This is a genomic window from Dyella halodurans, assembly GCF_026283925.1.
Classification (GTDB): Bacteria; Pseudomonadota; Gammaproteobacteria; order Xanthomonadales; family Rhodanobacteraceae; genus Dyella; species Dyella halodurans.
Genome location: NZ_JAPDPF010000001.1, coordinates 271,259 through 285,140 on the forward strand (window position 1 = coordinate 271,259; position 13,882 = coordinate 285,140).

The window sequence follows — 13,882 nt, forward strand, 5'->3', positions numbered from 1 at the left end:
GGATCAGACGCACAGATAGCCGCCATCGACATTCAGTACCGCGCCGGTGGTGTAGGACGCGGCGTCGGAGGCGAGATAAAGCGCAGCGCCAGCCATCTCCGATGGCTGGGCCACGCGGCGCATGGGCACATGGGCCAGCGCCTGCTTGAGGATGGCCGGCGTATTGACCAGTACCGACGCGAACTTCGTATCGGTGAGGCCGGGCAACAGTGCATTGCAACGCACGCCCGCTTCGGCGCACTCCACCGCAAAGGCCTTGGTCATCGAGATCACCGCGGCCTTGGTGATCGAGTAGATGCCTTGCGCCACGCCGGGCACGACGCCGTTGACCGAGGCGACGTTGACGATGGAGCCGCCGCCGTTGTGCTTCATCAGGCGCGCAGCATGCGTCGACATGTAGAAGTAGCCGCGAATGTTCACATCCACCGTCTTCTGGAATACCGAGGGCTCGGTATCGAGGATGTGGCCGAAGAACGGATTGGTGGCGGCGTTGTTGACCAGGATGTTCAGGCGTCCGTGCTTCTGCTCGACCTTGGCAAAAAGCGCTTCGATCTGCTCCATCTCGCCGATATGGCAGGCGATCGCCTCGGCCGAGCCGCCTTCCGCCACGATGCCGTCGACCACAGTCTGGCAGTCGGCCTCGCGCCGGCTGGACACAATCACATGGGCGCCGTGTACGGCGAGCAACCTGGCGATGTCGGCGCCGATGCCACGACTCGCGCCGGTGACGATGGCGATTTTTCCGGTGAGGTCGAAAGTGGCGGGCGTGGTCATGGTCGATACTCGCTAGTCGAGGAATGAATGTGTGATGTTCGAGAGGGCAGGAAGACGCGGGCTGCAATCCGCATGCTCATCGCAAGGTCACCAGGTGCTTGTCGTTGACGCGCTCCAGGTGCGGCCAGGTGTTATAGGTGACCAGCGTGGCTCCCCGCGAACTCAGTCGCAATCGGGTCACGCCGGTATTCACCAGTGGCCAGCTGAGCTTGAACGTCTGCGCGACAGGCGCTTCCAGCAAGGCGCTGGCGATCACCGCGATGGGGCCGCCGGAGGTGAACGCCCATAGGGTCCTGGCGGGATGCTCGGCGAGCTGCCGCAGCGCGTCGAGGACATTCGCGCGAAACGTCGGCCAGGGCACGCTGTATTCTGCATCGTGCCGGCCGCTGACCCAGCGCGCGACGGCGTCGGCAAACAGGCGCTGGAACGCGCGCTGCGGATCAGCGTCCTGCTTGAGTTCGGCGCGCAAGGCACCGGGTCCGGCGAGATCAGGACGTTGGCGCGCGAGGATCTCGTGGTGATCGAATTCGTCCAGGCCGGGAAACAGCATGGCTGGCGAACTCACGCCGGCGGCCTGCAGGCACAGGGACGCCGTGTCGCGATGACGCAGGCGTGGCCCGACGGCCACCAGGTCGGGTGCAGGGCCAGATGCTGCCAGCCATGCGCCAAGCAGGGACGATTGCTGCTCGCCGGTGGGTGAGAGCTGGTCATAGTCGTCCGCGCCGAAGCTGGCCTGGCCGTGGCGAATCAGCAGCAACTCGCGCATCGCTTACGCCACCATGCCAGCGATGATGCGTCGGCAGCGCTGGCCCATGTAACGCGCGGCGTCGCCGAAGCCGGCAAACTGCGGCTGGGTGGTCTGGCCCAGGGCGTAACGGCGGTAGATCTGCTGGATGATCACCATCAGCCGAAACAAGCCGAACACTTCGTAGAAGCCGAAGTTCGCCACGTCCAGGCCGCTGCGTTCTCCGTAGTAGGCGATCACTTCGCGGCGGCTAAGCATGCCGGCTACGTGCGTGGGCTGGCGCCGGAACGACTGGAATACCGGATCGTCGTCGGCCTGCACCCAATAGGCCAGCGAGCCGCCGAGGTCCATCAACGGATCGCCGATGGTCGCCATCTCCCAGTCCAGCACGCCGATGATGCGCAGCGGATCGTCCGCCGCGAGCACCACGTTGTCGAAACGGTAGTCGTTGTGGATGACGCAGCTGGCGTTGTCGTGGGCAGGTTGCTGCGCATCGAGCCAGCTGAGTACGTCCTCGCACGGGTCGGAGCCGTCGGTGGCGGCCTGTCGCCAGCGCTCGCTCCAGCCGCTGACTTGCCGTGCGATATAGCCCTCGCCTTTGCCCAGCGCGGCGAGGCCCGCTTGGGCGATGTCGACATGATGCAGTTCGATCAGGCGGTCGATGAAGCCCGTGCACAGGCGCCGCACATCATCGCGATCGAGTCCCAGTGCCGGCGGCAGGTCGCGACGAAGAATGCTGCCGTCGAAACGTTCCATCACGTAGAAGTCCTGCGCGATCACGTCAGCGTCGTCACAGCAGGCCAGGATCGCCGGCACGTACGGATAGCTGGGCCTGAGCGCAGCCATCACGCGCGCCTCGCGCAGCATGTCATGCGCGGATTTGGCCTTCGCGCCGCGCGGCGCACGGCGCAGTACCAACTCCCGGTTGGCGTAGCGGAGCAGGTAGGTCAGGTTGGAGGCGCCGCCGGGAAATTGTGTCACCGCCGGCGTGCCCTCCAGGCCCGCGATGTGTTGCTTGAGGAAGGCATCGACGCGTGCGATATCGAACGCATCTTCCTCGCGCACCGGGCGCGTCGGGTCCTCGATCGCGGTCATGCATGCGCTCCTTTCGCCAACTGCGCCTTCGCTTCGAGTTTGGCGACCACGGCACGATGCACCTCGTCCGGGCCGTCCGCCAGGCGCAGTACGCGCGCATAGGCGAACAACCGCGTCAGCGGTACATCGTCGGACAGGCCGGCGGCGCCATGCATCTGGATCGCCGCGTCGGCCGCCTGTTGCGCCACCGCAGGCACTACCACCTTGATCTGCGAGATCAGGCTCAGCGCGGCCTTGATGCCCTGCGTGTCCAGCGTCCACGCCGTCTTCAAGGTCAGCAGGCGCGCCTGTTCGATCGCCATGCGCAGGTTGGCCACGATGTCCGCATTGCCGCCGAGACGAAGCAGCGGCTTGCCGAACGCCACGCGCGAATGGGCGCGCTCGCAGAGCAGGCTCAGCGTGCGTTCGGCAGCGCCGAGCGCGCGCATGCAGTGATGGACGCGACCGGGGCCGAGTCGCCCCTGCGCAATCTCGAAGCCGCGGCCCGGACCGAGGATCACGTTGCCCAGCGGCAGTCGCACGTTGTTGAAGCTGAGTTCGCCGTGGCCGGAGGGTTCGTCGTAGTCATGGAACACCGGCAACATGCGTTCGATGTGCACGCCAGCCTGGTCCAGCGGACAGATCACCATGCTGTGCCGCCGATGCGGCTCGGCATGCTCGTCGCTCAGGCCCATGAAGATCACGAAGCGGCAGTGCGGATGGCCAAGGCCCGTCGTCCACCATTTACGGCCGTTGAGCACGATGTGATCGCCATCGACTTGCGCCGTGGCCCGCATATTGGTCGCATCGGACGAGGCCACCTCCGGCTCAGTCATGGCGAAGCCCGAGCGGATCTCGCCATCGAGCAGCGGCGTCAGCCAACGTTCGCGCTGGGCAGGTGAGCCATAGCGATGCAGCACTTCCATATTGCCGCTGTCCGGCGCCGCGCAATTGAATACTTCCGGGGCGATGAAGGAGTGCCCCATGATTTCGGCTAGCGGCGCATAGTCGAGATTGCTGAGGCCAGGGCCACCTTCAAGGTCGGGCAGGAACAGATTCCACAGGCCCTCGGCACGGGCGCGTGCCTTCAGCTGCTCCATGATGACCGGCTGGCGCCATTGGCGATGGTCGGCACCGCCGGTCAACTGGGCGGCATAAACCGTCTCGGCCGGGATCACTTCCTCACGCATGAAGCGATGGAGGCGTGCGGTAAGCGCTTGGGTGCGCTCGGAAGGTGAGAAGTCCATGGCTTTCCTCCAGAAGCGGCCAGCCTACGCCTGCATCAGCGAATAATTGAAATGAATATGCTTTATGTCTGCGTATTAGTCGTGTGAATATGTTGGCGATGAGCCTGGGCGGCTCTAGGGAGGTTGCCGTGGAGCGCGACAGTCGCATCGATCTCAATCTGTTTCGCGTGCTCGACGCCATCTATAGCCAGGGCGGCGTGAGCGCGGCGGCACGGGTGCTGCACCTTACCCAGCCCGCCGTCACGCATGCCTTGCGCCGCTTGCGGGACCATCTCGGCGATCCGCTGTTCGTACGCCAGGGCAATCGTTTGCTGCCGACGGAAAAAGTGCGCGCGATGATGCCGGCCGTGCAGGCGCATCTGAAGGGGCTGCTTGGCAGCACGCATGCGCAGCCCCAATTCGACGCGGCGCAATTGCAGATGGAGTTTGTCATCGGCTTTCGCGACATCCTCGAATCGATTGCGCTGCCCGCCCTGATGACGGACATCGAACGCCATGCGCCAGGCGTGCGGGTCGTCAGTCGGCGCCTCCCCGCGGACGAGGTGGAACGCGAACTGGGCACGGGCGCGCTGGATCTGGCGGTGGACCGGCCGCTGCGTGCCGGGCCGCGTATTTCGCGTCGTTATCTGCTGGACGAGTCGCTGGCGGTGGTCATGCGCCGCGCTCATCCGTTGGCGGGCCAGCTGCGTCGCGCCGACTACCTCGCTGCACAGCACGTCGTCGTCTCGCCCCTGGGTGAGTCGAACGCGCTGGACTTGCTGCTGGGCCAGAGCGGCATGTTTCGCGAAGTGCGCCTGGTCTGCCAGCACTACTTTTCTGCCTGCCAGATCGCTGCCGCCAGCGATCTGCTGCTGACCGTGCCGCAGTCCTATGCGAACCATCTCGCAGGCCTGTTGCCGATTGCGGTGCGCCCCTTGCCGATGCGCCTGAAGGCGTTTCCGATCCTCGCCTACTGGCATGAATCCAAGGATGAAGACCAGGCGCATGGCTGGTTTCGCGAGCGCCTCGTGCACGCCATCACGCAAGCGATGGAATCGTCTTAGAGCCTGTTCACGATCTCCACGTGGCCCGCGCCGGGATCTGTTTGCGCTCAGGCCGAGGAAGAGCGAGGGCGTGTACGTCCGTACACAACCGAGTGATGACGAAGGACTGGGGGCAAACAGACCCGGCCCAGAGGGTTGAGCGCGTGTGCCCGCCAGGAAGCGACGCGCGGCTCGACCTGACCGCCAGTCAGGCGCTTCGCCACGCATCACTCCCTGGCGGGCACACACGCTCAACGCGGGCTACGTGGAGATCGTGAACAGGCTCAACTGACTTGCCGATGACGCGGATACAGGCGCAGGATGCTCGGATCGGTTCGCACGCATTGAACGTGCGATGCAGCAGATAACCCTGGAAGAACCCGGCGCTGCTTGTCGGGATGGCCCATGACGAGGTGTCTTGCATGTCGGATCAGTCCCCACCGCCCGAGGTCGTATACGACCCCACCGATCCCATGTTGCGCAAGGAGCAGATGTTTCCGCGCCTGAGTCCGGAGATGGTTCGACGGATCGCTGCCTACGGCAAGGAGGAGCTGGTGCCGATGGGGACCTTGCTGTTCGAGCGAGGCCAGCGCGGCGCGGATTTTTTCCTCGTGCTGGACGGCTTGATCGAGATCTTCGAGACGGACAAGTTTGGACATGCGAATGTCTTCACCATTCATGCGGCGCGCCAGTTCAGCGGCGAAATGAACCTGTTCAACCAGCGCAGCATCCTGGCTTCGGCGCGCGCGGCCTGCGACAGCAAGGTGGTGCGCGTGCGTTCGGAGGACTTCCGGCGCATGGTTGCGTCGGAGGCCGATATCAGCGAAATCATCATGCGCGCCTTCATCCTGCGCCGGGTTGGCCTGATCCGGCAGGGTCTTGGCGGCGTGGTGCTGGTCGGTCCGGGGCACAGCGCTGACACGCTGCGGCTGGAGCGCTTCCTGGTGCGCAACGGCTACCCGCACAAGCTGATCGACACCGAGGTCGATCCGGACGCGGACGGTTTTGTCGCGTGCTTCCAGCTGAGGAGCGAACAGCTGCCCGTGGTGATCTGTCCGGAACGCTGCTTCCTGCAGAACCCGAGCAATGCCGAGCTGGCCGATGAGCTGGGACTCACCGAGACGATCGACCCGCAGCACGTGTATGACGTGGTGGTGGTGGGCGCCGGTCCTGCCGGGCTGGCGTCTGCCGTCTATGCCGCCTCCGAAGGCCTTTCCACCCTGGTGGTGGAAGGCATGGCGCCGGGCGGGCAGGCAGGTACTTCCTCGAAGATCGAGAACTACCTGGGCTTCCCCACCGGTATCTCCGGGCAGGCATTGGCCGGACGCGCCCAGGCGCAGGCACAGAAGTTCGGCGCGCGCCTGGCCATCTCGCGCCAGGCAGCCAGCGTGGATTGCTCCGAACAGCCGTTTCGGCTGCAGCTCGACGACGGCCAGAAGGTCACGGCGCGGGCGGTCATCGTGGCCACCGGCGCCCGCTACCGCAAACTCGATGTGCCTGGCTATGCTCGTTTCGAGGGTGCGGGCATTCATTACGCAGCGACCGCGATGGAAGGGCAGCTGTGCAAGAACGAGGAAGTCGTCGTGGTCGGCGGCGGCAATTCCGCCGGACAGGCCGCGGTCTTCCTCGCCGGCATCGCGGCACACGTGCACGTGCTGGTGCGTTCAGACGGACTCGCCGCCACCATGTCCGACTACCTGGTGCAACGCATCGCGCGCTCAGCGTCGATCACCCTGCATACACGCAGCGAGATCATCGGCCTCGAGGGCGACGAGCGCTTGCGGCAGGTGACCTGGCGTCATCGCGATAGCGGTGATCTGACCACGCGTCCGGTCAGCAACATGTTCGTGATGATCGGCGCGGAACCCTGCACGGAGTGGCTGAAGGACTGCCTTGCACTCGATAACAAAGGCTTCGTGCTGACCGGGCGCTGTGCCGAAGGCCATCTGCTGGAGTCGCCGTTCGCCACCACCAAGCCCGGCATCTTCGCGGTGGGTGACGTACGCTCCGGATCGGTGAAGCGCGTGGCCTCCAGCGTCGGCGAAGGCTCCGTGGTGGTCCAGGCCGTGCACAGGTTTCTCGCCCCGGACGTCGGCTGAATTCCCGCGCGTTCGATCTACACTGTGCGCCTTTTGCTGGTGGACATCCGCATGCCTGCTCGGTCGTTTTCCCTCGCGCCCTGTCGCCTGATCGCGTGGAGCCTGCCGCATGGCTGAGGTACGCCAGTATCTGACGCAAGCGGCGCTCCAGCTCGGTGACAGGCTGGAGGCGGAACTGCTGCTGGTCCATGTGCTGGACAAGCCGCGCAGCTGGCTGATCGCGCATGCAGACGATGCGCTGGATGCGGCGCAGGAGGCGGCGTACGCAGCCTTGGTCGAGCGCCGTCGCATCGGCGAACCCGTGGCCTATATCACCGGCCTCCGCGGTTTCTGGTCGTTCGATCTCGAGGTCACGCCGGCAACCCTGATTCCACGTCCCGAGACCGAGCTGCTGGTGGAGTTGGCTCTGGACAAGCTGCCGGCGAAACGGGCCTCGCGCGTGGCCGATCTTGGCACCGGTAGCGGGGCCATCGCACTGGCTCTTGCGCGCGAATGCGCGCGCGCGCAGGTGGTGGCCAGCGACGCAAGTGCAGACGCGCTCGCGGTGGCCCGGCGCAACGCCGAACGCCTGGGTATAGCCAATATCACGTTTGTACAGGGCGACTGGCTTGCTCCCCTGGCGGATCAACGCTTCGATCTGATCGTCTCGAATCCACCCTATATCGAAGCGGACGATCCGCATCTCGCGCAAGGCGATCTGCGCTTCGAGCCAGCCAGCGCGCTGGCCTCAGGGCACGATGGGCTGGACGCCATCCGGCGCATCGTGGCCGACGCGCGAAACCATCTCGAGCCGGGTGGCTGGTTGATGATGGAGCATGGCTGGAACCAGGGCGAAGCCGTGCGGGTCGTACTGGCCGGGGCTGGTTTCGTCGAGGTGTTTACCGCGGTCGACCTGGAGCAGCGGGACCGGGTGAGTGGCGGGCAAAAAGGCGACTAGACGTCGCCAGCCGATGTGCGGAAGCACATCGGCTGGGTGAGAACCGGGACTCAGGCAGTGACCTGGCTCAACGTACCCATGTGCGGGAAGCGCGTGCGAATTGCCTTGCGGATGCCAGGCAGGTCGAGGCCGGCCATGGTGAGCACCTCTTCGCGGCTGCCGTGTTCCAGGTACACGTCGGGCAGGCCCAGGTGCAGGATCGGCATCAGCACGCCATGCGCGGCCAGGCATTCGGCCACGGCGCTGCCAGCACCGCCTGCGATGGCGTTGTCTTCCAGCGTGACGAAGGCTTCATGCGAGTTCGCCAGCTCGAGGATCATCGCCTCGTCCAGCGGCTTCACGAAGCGCATGTTGACCAGGGTGGCATCGAGTTCGGCGGCGATCTCCGCGGCCGGCGCCAACATCGCGCCAAAGCTGAGCAGGGCCAGGCCATGGCCGCGACGACGCAGGTCCGCCTTGCCGATCGGCAACGTCTCCAGCTCCTTGCTCAAGGCCACCCCAGGACCGGTGCCGCGCGGATAGCGCACTGCGGCCGGACCGTGATGCTGGAAACCCGTGCTGAGCATCATGCGGCATTCGTTTTCGTCCGCGGGCGCCATGATGATCATGTTCGGCAGGCAGCGCAGGTAAGTCAGGTCGAAGCTGCCCGAATGCGTCGCACCGTCCGGGCCGACCACGCCGGCGCGGTCGATGGCGAACGTCACGTCAAGGTTCTGCAGCGCCACGTCGTGGATGGCCTGGTCATACGCGCGCTGCAGGAAGGTGGAATAAATCGCCACCACCGGCTTGGCGCCCTCGCAGGCCATGCCGGCCGCCAGCGTCACCGCGTGCTGCTCGGCGATCGCCACGTCGAAATAGCGCTGCGGGTATTCCTTGGAGAAGCGAACCAGTCCGGAGCCTTCGCGCATGGCCGGCGTGATGCCGAGCAGGCGGCTGTCGGCCGCGGCCATGTCACACAGCCAGTCACTGAAGATATCGGTATAGGTGGGCTTGGACGGCGCGGATTTCTTGACCAGGCCGGCCTGCGGGTCGAACGGGCCGACGGCGTGGTATTCGATCTGCGCCTGTTCCGCGGGCGCGTAACCCTTGCCCTTGGTGGTGATGATGTGCAGCAACTGCGGGCCCGGCAGGTCCTTGACCGTGCGCAGCGCGGTCAGCAGCAGCGGCAGGTTGTGGCCGTCGATCGGGCCGGTGTAGTGGAAGCCCAGCTCCTCGAACAGGGTGCTCGGCACGAACATGCCCTTGGCGTGTTCTTCCCAGCGCTTGAAGAAGCGGCCGAAATACGATTGCTTGGGGATCGCCCGCTTGGCCCGTTCGCGCCAGGCGTTGAGCGTGCGGTTGGACATGGCGCGGCCGGCCATCTTGGTCAGCGCGCCGACGTTTTCGCTGATCGACATGCCGTTGTCGTTAAACACGACCAGCATGTTCGGCTCGACATCGCCGCCATGGTTCAACGCTTCGAACGCCATGCCGGCGGTCATCGCGCCATCGCCAATCACCGCCACGATCTTGCGCTGGTCGCCCTTGCGCTGCGCGGCAATGGCCATGCCCAGCGCAGCCGAGATCGAGGTGGAGGAGTGGCCGACGCCAAAGGTGTCGTAGTTGCTCTCTTCGCGACGCGGGAACGGCGCGAGGCCGTCTTTTTTCTTGATCGTGGTGATGCGGTCTCGACGGCCCGTGAGAATCTTGTGCGGATAGCACTGGTGGCCGACGTCCCATACCAGGCGATCGTTCGGTGTGTCGAACACGCGATGCAAGGCCACGGTCAACTCGACCACGCCCAGGCCGGCGCCGAAGTGGCCGCCGGAGCTGGCCACGGCCTCGATCAGGTATTCGCGCAGCTCATCGGCCACGGCGGGCAGATCCTCATCGGAGACGCGGCGCAGGTCGGCCGGCGATTCGATGGGCGCCAGATGGGGGTATCGGGACAAGTCGTTCATGGGCCTATTGTTGGCCCAGCGGAAGGGCGGGGCAAGGGCGCAGAAGTGAAAACCTGCGGTCGCCGCGCCGCACCCGGCCCCGCAGGCCACGCGCGGCCTGTCATGCGCGCCATGTGAACAGACCCTAGGCCATCTGCTGCCGGCGGTCGCGCGGCAGGTGGCTGACCAGGAATTCCATCTGGTCGGCCAGGATGTTGCGGTTGGATAGGATCAGGTGTTCGACCCAGCTCGGGCGGTACGGTACCGCGAGCAAGGGCATATTGGCCTGCTGGGGCGTGCGATTGCTCTTGCGCAGGTTGCAGGCCAGGCAGGCGCAGACCACGTTTTCCCAGGTGTCCTTGCCTTGCTTGGAGATGGGCAGGACATGGTCGCGGGTGAGTTCGCCGCGGCTGAAGCGCTCGCCGCAATACATGCACAGGTAGCGATCGCGAGCGAAGAGAGCGGTATTGGTGAGCGCAGGGGCCGGATCGATCGCGTGGTCGCGGCAATGGCCGGTGCTGGCGATGATCGGATGCAGTGACAGCTTGCTCTGCTCGCCACTGAGCCGATTCTGGCCGCCGTGCACGGTGAGGCAGGGGTCGCCCAGGGTCCAGGCGACGGCGTCGCGTACGTAGAGGCAAACCGCCTCCTGCCAGCTGATCCAATCAAGAATGCGGCCAGCGGCATCCAGCGAAAGCACGCGGGTCGAATGCAGGTCGACCACGCGGCGAGGCACTTCCATCAGCATGCAAAGCGTCCTTCAACCAAGGCGAATGAACGTTCGGGCGATGCAACGATGCTCGTAACCACGGCAGGATAGTCCAAATTCGTTACAGAACACACGCAAATGGTTGTCTGGGCAGGGAGAACCCCGGATGGACAGGGGTGTTCGCTGGGGCGCCGGCCACTGATATAGTGGTCGTTCATCTGTAGACCCGGGGCCGGGTTTGGGAGGGGGAGCCTCGGTGGCGACCCCGGCACGGCTGGGGGAGAGGTAGTAAACGTGGCTGAAGTTCTTTTCTACGAGCGTCCTGTTCCGCTCAACCGCACCGCACACAAAGACCTCCGCATCAAGCCGATTCCGAACCTGAAGTTCGCAAGCGCGGTGCATTCGGTGCCGTTGACCGGCGTGGAGTTCCCCGCGGCGGCGCGTGATCTGCCCATCCTGTTCGGTGGCATGACCCCCGAGGATGCCGGCCCGATGGCCCTGCTTGGCTTGCGCGAGAACGAGAACCTGTTCATCAACGCGGCCGGCCAGTGGGAAGCCAATACCTATATCCCCGCCTTCGTGCGTCGTTATCCGTTCGTGCTGGCGGAAAAGCCCGCCGGCCAGGAAGGTGATGACTTCACCGTCTTCCTCGACGAGGCCTATGAAGGCTTCGGCACCGCGGAAGGCGATCGCCTGTTCAAGGAAGACGGCGCCGAGAGCGAACTGCTGGCCAATGCCGTGAAGTTCCTCGGCGAGTTCCAGCAGCATGTCGCGCGCACCCAGTGGTTCATGGAGCAGCTGCGCAAGCACAACCTGCTCGAGCCGCGCAACATCCGCCTGGAGAAGGATGGCAAGTCCATCAACCTCAATGGCCTGTTCGTGGTGAACGAAGACAAGCTGCGCCTGCTCGACGAGAAGACCTCGCATGAGTTCCTGCGCGAGGGCGTGTTCGGCTGGATCTACGCGCACCTGCTGTCGCTGTCCAACATCGACCGCATCGGCCAGCGCCTGAGCCAGCGCGAGCAGGTCGAAGTGGCGGAAGCGGCTTCCGCGACCAAGAACTGATCGCGCAGCGTCGCGGCGTCTGTCGATGCCGCGACGCTTTCTCCTGGCGCGCAAGGCGCCGGGGGTCGGGTAAACGCCACCAGGCCGTGCCAGCCATGGCTAGCCAGCGCCTGTTCCGCGGCGGACCCTCACATAACCCAAGCGCGGCCTGGGGCTATGCTTGCTGTGACATGACCGGTTGAGCGGGCCAATCCAGTGCCCGGCGTGATCTCCGTTTCCGAAGGGGTGCCACCGTGTCGGAACAGAACAAGCGTGTCGTGCTGACCTATGTGGACGCCTTCAATCGTGGCGATCTCGACGCGATGTGCGCCACCTTTGCCACCGATGCCCTGATCTATGGCGCGCTCGGTTGGGGCGGGCTCGACGTCGCCAGGCCGCTGTGGGGCGACCTGATGCGCTGCTTCCAGGTCAGCCTCGAAGTCGACGCCATGGTGGCCGAAGGTGAAACCGTGGCGGTCCGCTATACCGAACGCGGCCGCTCGGTGGCGCCGTTCAAGAATGGCCCGGTGACGGGCAGGGACTATGAAGTCGTCGCCATGGAGTGGTTTGCGATCAGGCAGGGGCACATCGAGCGTCGTTGGGGCACCCGTGACGTGGCGTCGATATTTCGCCAGATGGCGTTGCCGCTGCCTTGAGCGGCGCCCTGAGGTAACCGGCGCTAGCTGCCGCCGTAGGTGAGGCTGGGCCGCCAGTCGACGCTGCGGCCTTCCGGCGTGCAGTCGAGTACGTGCCACAGCGGCCAGATCGGGTCGACATGGCGGGGATCCTGCCCCGGCTCGGGGGCGACGAACATCAACTCGCTGCCCCAGGTGTGGTGGATCTGCCCGTTGCGCCGCACGAACACGTTGAGCATCGGCATCTGCTTACCGTCGGCGGTCTCGCCATGGTAGTCACGGTTGTAGGTGTTGTGTGCCGACGACAGCAGGTGCAGATGGCGCCATCCGCGTTCGCGCGCAAAGTGACGGACGCGCTGGATCGGCGACTTGGCCACCACGGCCACATTGGTGCGCTGGCGCAGGTGCGGCATCTCGCCGTCGAGCGCGTCGAGAATGGATGAGCACGACGGGCACGGCTGGGCCATCGCCGGGCCGTACATGAAGTTGTAGATGACCAGGCTGTCCTTGCCGTCCTCGAACAGGTCCGACAGGCGCAGCTGCCGCTCGATATCCGTGTCGACAGGCGTATCGCCCTCATCATCGAAACTGTAGTCGATCGGCACCGGGCCGCCCGGCGGCAATGCGCGTCGCAGGGCGGCGGTGGCTTCGACCTGCCGGCGCAACTCCATCTCGGCCTTCAGCAGGCGGTCGCGCGAGCGGCGATAGGCGTCGGTTTCGCCAGGGAATCGAACGGAATGCAGCGACTGTTCCATGGTCGTCTCCCTTCAGGATGCTCTGACCTATTCCGCGGGGGGTGTCACCGGTTCTGTCTGCCCGCAGATGTGTGCTGGGTCGGCGAAGGCAGGCTGGCTGCCTGTCGAGACGGCGTGGCGCGCAGCTGCGGGCAGACAGAACCGACCCTTAGGGTGATGTCCAGAAAGCCCGCAGGTCGCAGCGCGCGGCTTGCCCAGGCGGCCAGCCTGCGCTGCGCCCCGCCCCGCACCCGGCGAGCTTTCTGGACGTCATGCCACCCCCGCGGAATAGGTCAGAGCATCCTGATGATCAAGGCCGTGCACGCCGCGGTCAGCGCCCCTGTCTTACGTCAGCGTCAGCGAACGGGCTTGGCCAGCCGCAGCAGGTCGGCTGCATAGCCCGCGCTTTCGTAGATCGCCCGCGCCCGCTCGTTGCCGGGGAACACGGCCAGCGTCACCAGCTGGCAGCGATGTTCGCGCGCCCAGCTTTCGGCATGGTCGAGCAAGGCCCGGCCCACGCCGCGGCCTTCCTGTTCCGGCGCCACGGCCAAGTCGGAAATATGGCAATTGCTGCGCCCGTTGAAGAAGTCCTGGGTCTTTTGCAGGTGGATGAAGCCTACTGCTTCGCCATCGCTGTCTTCGGCCACGAACAGGAAACTGTTGGCCGGCTGGTCTTCGAGATGGCGCAGCAGGTCGTTGCGGATGCCCTCGATGCATTCGTGGCGACGCCGCCAGGGCGGCAGCGTGAAGTCCACGAAACGGGGCACCAGGCCAAGAATGAAATCGTCGTCGTCTTCAGCCAGACGAATCAGGTAGGTCGCATCGCTCATGCGGGGAAACCGGGCCGCCAAGGAAAGGTTTGCTGGTTCTACACCTTGCCTCGTCGTCGCGGTAGTCCCGGCCCGGTCCGCGCCTCGCGGCGGGGATCGGGCCGGGTCGTTAG

General features: G+C 65.3%; 13 protein-coding genes. 5 read left to right on the forward strand and 8 right to left on the reverse strand.

Features of this window, described 5'->3' with window-relative positions; genetic code table 11:
* Window positions 1-3 precede the first annotated feature (3 nt).
* The 4 genes from OUZ49_RS01185 to OUZ49_RS01200 all read right to left on the reverse strand — a co-directional run bounded on the left by OUZ49_RS01185 (window position 4) and on the right by OUZ49_RS01200 (window position 3,840).
* Window positions 4-774 (reverse strand): SDR family oxidoreductase, encoded by a 771-nt coding sequence (locus OUZ49_RS01185; RefSeq protein WP_266148075.1) that lies wholly within the window; start codon window positions 772-774, stop codon window positions 4-6.
* Window positions 775-850: 76 nt separating this feature from the next.
* Window positions 851-1,540 (reverse strand): histidine phosphatase family protein, encoded by a 690-nt coding sequence (locus OUZ49_RS01190; RefSeq protein WP_266148077.1) that lies wholly within the window; start codon window positions 1,538-1,540, stop codon window positions 851-853.
* 3 nt (window positions 1,541-1,543) lie between these two features.
* Window positions 1,544-2,614, reverse strand: coding sequence for a phosphotransferase family protein (locus OUZ49_RS01195; RefSeq protein ID WP_266148079.1), 1,071 nt, complete (start codon window positions 2,612-2,614; stop codon window positions 1,544-1,546).
* Window positions 2,611-3,840, reverse strand: coding sequence for an acyl-CoA dehydrogenase family protein (locus OUZ49_RS01200; protein WP_266148080.1), 1,230 nt, complete (start codon window positions 3,838-3,840; stop codon window positions 2,611-2,613). Before OUZ49_RS01200 ends, OUZ49_RS01195 begins: the two co-directional genes overlap by 4 nt.
* A gap of 128 nt (window positions 3,841-3,968) precedes the next feature.
* Between OUZ49_RS01200 and OUZ49_RS01205 the strand changes: the two genes are divergently transcribed.
* The 3 genes from OUZ49_RS01205 to prmC all read left to right on the forward strand — a co-directional run bounded on the left by OUZ49_RS01205 (window position 3,969) and on the right by prmC (window position 7,898).
* Window positions 3,969-4,883: a LysR family transcriptional regulator gene (locus OUZ49_RS01205; RefSeq protein ID WP_266148081.1), complete on the forward strand. Its 915-nt coding sequence runs from the start codon at window positions 3,969-3,971 to the stop codon at window positions 4,881-4,883.
* A 401-nt stretch (window positions 4,884-5,284) separates the two neighbouring features.
* The gene (locus OUZ49_RS01210; RefSeq protein ID WP_266148082.1) at window positions 5,285-6,961 is read left to right on the forward strand and encodes an FAD-dependent oxidoreductase; all 1,677 of its coding nucleotides are present in this window, start codon (window positions 5,285-5,287) and stop codon (window positions 6,959-6,961) included.
* Window positions 6,962-7,070: 109 nt separating this feature from the next.
* Window positions 7,071-7,898, forward strand: coding sequence for a peptide chain release factor N(5)-glutamine methyltransferase (gene prmC / locus OUZ49_RS01215; RefSeq protein ID WP_266148083.1), 828 nt, complete (start codon window positions 7,071-7,073; stop codon window positions 7,896-7,898).
* Window positions 7,899-7,948: 50 nt separating this feature from the next.
* Here prmC and dxs read toward each other — a convergent pair whose 3' ends face one another.
* Both dxs and OUZ49_RS01225 read right to left on the reverse strand, forming a co-directional pair.
* On the reverse strand, window positions 7,949-9,838 hold the full coding sequence (gene dxs, locus OUZ49_RS01220) for a 1-deoxy-D-xylulose-5-phosphate synthase (protein WP_266148084.1): 1,890 nt from the start codon (window positions 9,836-9,838) through the stop codon (window positions 7,949-7,951).
* 124 nt (window positions 9,839-9,962) lie between these two features.
* The gene (locus OUZ49_RS01225) at window positions 9,963-10,565 is read right to left on the reverse strand and encodes an HNH endonuclease (RefSeq protein ID WP_266148085.1); all 603 of its coding nucleotides are present in this window, start codon (window positions 10,563-10,565) and stop codon (window positions 9,963-9,965) included.
* A 255-nt stretch (window positions 10,566-10,820) separates the two neighbouring features.
* Here OUZ49_RS01225 and OUZ49_RS01230 point away from each other — a divergent pair, with 255 nt between their 5' ends.
* Together OUZ49_RS01230 and OUZ49_RS01235 are read left to right on the forward strand one after the other, a co-directional pair.
* Window positions 10,821-11,591 carry a SapC family protein gene (locus OUZ49_RS01230; RefSeq protein ID WP_266148086.1) on the forward strand — a complete coding sequence of 257 codons (771 nt, stop codon included), beginning with the start codon at window positions 10,821-10,823 and terminating at the stop codon, window positions 11,589-11,591.
* A 233-nt stretch (window positions 11,592-11,824) separates the two neighbouring features.
* Window positions 11,825-12,226, forward strand: a complete 402-nt coding sequence (locus OUZ49_RS01235; RefSeq protein WP_266148087.1) for an ester cyclase — start codon at window positions 11,825-11,827, stop codon at window positions 12,224-12,226.
* A 23-nt stretch (window positions 12,227-12,249) separates the two neighbouring features.
* Here OUZ49_RS01235 and OUZ49_RS01240 read toward each other — a convergent pair whose 3' ends face one another.
* Window positions 12,250-12,960: a DUF899 family protein gene (locus tag OUZ49_RS01240; RefSeq protein ID WP_266148088.1), complete on the reverse strand. Its 711-nt coding sequence runs from the start codon at window positions 12,958-12,960 to the stop codon at window positions 12,250-12,252.
* Between the two features lie 335 nt (window positions 12,961-13,295).
* Window positions 13,296-13,769, reverse strand: a complete 474-nt coding sequence (locus OUZ49_RS01245) for a GNAT family N-acetyltransferase (protein ID WP_266148089.1) — start codon at window positions 13,767-13,769, stop codon at window positions 13,296-13,298.
* Window positions 13,770-13,882 lie beyond the last annotated feature (113 nt).